We start from the raw sequence: 1,390 nt of genomic DNA, 5'->3' as shown, positions 1-1,390 counted from the left end.
GCGCGGCGCCCGGCCTCGCCGCCGCCATCCTCGCGGTGCTGCCGCTCCTCGGACCCGGCCGCTTCCCCGTGGTGGCGAGCCTCATCGCCGGCATGGTTGCGATGGGCGCGCTCGCCCGGCTCTCGCTCACCCGCAGCGTGCTGGTCCTGGCCAAGGCGGAGACGCGCGAAACCCTCGTCCGGCCTTGAGCCATGCTGGACGCGAACGGCCTCAGAAAGACTGCCGGATGACACGGAACGCAGCCGGACGGGACGGCATCCTCTCGGCGCGCGGCATCGCCGCCCTGACCGCGGCCGGGGCGATCCGCCCGGAGCGCCCCTACGCCCCCGACCAGATCCAGCCGGCGAGCCTCGACCTGCGCCTCGGCAAGCGCGCCTACCGGGTCCGCACCAGCTTCCTGCCCGGCACGAGCCGCACCGTCGACACCTGCGTCGCGGCGCTCGCCCTGCATCCGATCGACCTGACCCAAGGCGCGGTGCTGGAGACGGGCTGCGTCTACATCGCCGAACTGCTCGAAGATCTGGCCCTGCCGGCGGACCTGCGGGCCAGCGCGAATCCGAAGAGCTCCACCGGCCGCATCGACGTGTTCACCCGCGTGATCACCGACCGCGCCGCCGCCTTCGATCAGGTCGAGGCCGGCTATACCGGGCCGCTCTATGCGGAGATCTCGCCCAGGACGTTCCCGATCCTCGTGCGGACCGGCTCGCGGCTCTCGCAGATCCGCTTCCGCCAAGGCGAGCCGCGCCTGACCGATACCGAACTCGCCGCGCTGCACGCCCGCAGCCCGCTGGTGAGCGCGGACGACCCCTCCTTCACCGGCGGCGTCGCCGTCTCGGTCGACCTGTCCGGGTTCGACGGCCTGATCGGCTATCGCGGCAAGCGCCATACCGGGCTGATCGACGTCGACAAGCCGCGCAGCCAGCCGGCCTCCGATTTCTGGGATCCGCTGCCCGCCGACGACCGCGGCGCGCTGATCCTCGATCCGGGCCAGTTCTACATCCTGGCCTCGAAAGAGGCGGTGCAGGTGCCGCCCGACCACGCCGCCGAGATGGTGCCGTTCGATCCCCTGGTCGGCGAATTCCGGGTGCATTACGCCGGCTTCTTCGATCCGGGCTTCGGCTTTGCCGGGGCAGGGGGCTCGGGCGCGCGCGCCGTGCTCGAGGTCCGCTCGCGCGACGTGCCGTTCTTGCTGGAGGATGGCCAGATCGTCGGGCGGCTCGTCTACGAGCGCATGGCCGAGACGCCGGAGACGCTCTATGGCGCGGGCGCGGGCTCGAACTATCAGGCGCAGGGCCTGAAGCTCTCGAAGCACTTCTACTGATACGCCGCCGCCCGGACGAGGCGCCGGTCGGCGAGCCTCCGGCCGACGCGGCTCAGGGCTGGGCCGGCC

General features: G+C 72.2%; 1 protein-coding gene and 1 pseudogene. Both read left to right on the top strand.

All coding sequences use genetic code 11. The features are described from left to right. A pseudogene (locus tag FV217_RS23150) lies at nt 1-188 on the top strand (hypothetical protein); the annotation flags it as partial. A 38-nt stretch (nt 189-226) separates the two neighbouring features. Next, complete coding sequence (locus FV217_RS22290; RefSeq protein ID WP_147821811.1) at nt 227-1,321, top strand: 2'-deoxycytidine 5'-triphosphate deaminase; 1,095 nt, start codon at nt 227-229, stop codon at nt 1,319-1,321. Nucleotides 1,322-1,390: the final 69 nt, after the last annotated feature.

Source organism: Methylobacterium sp. WL9 (assembly GCF_008040035.1).
Lineage (GTDB): Bacteria > Pseudomonadota > Alphaproteobacteria > Rhizobiales > Beijerinckiaceae > Methylobacterium > Methylobacterium thuringiense.
Note: the sequence above shows the minus strand (reverse complement) of the source record. Positions and strands in the feature narration are given on the sequence as shown.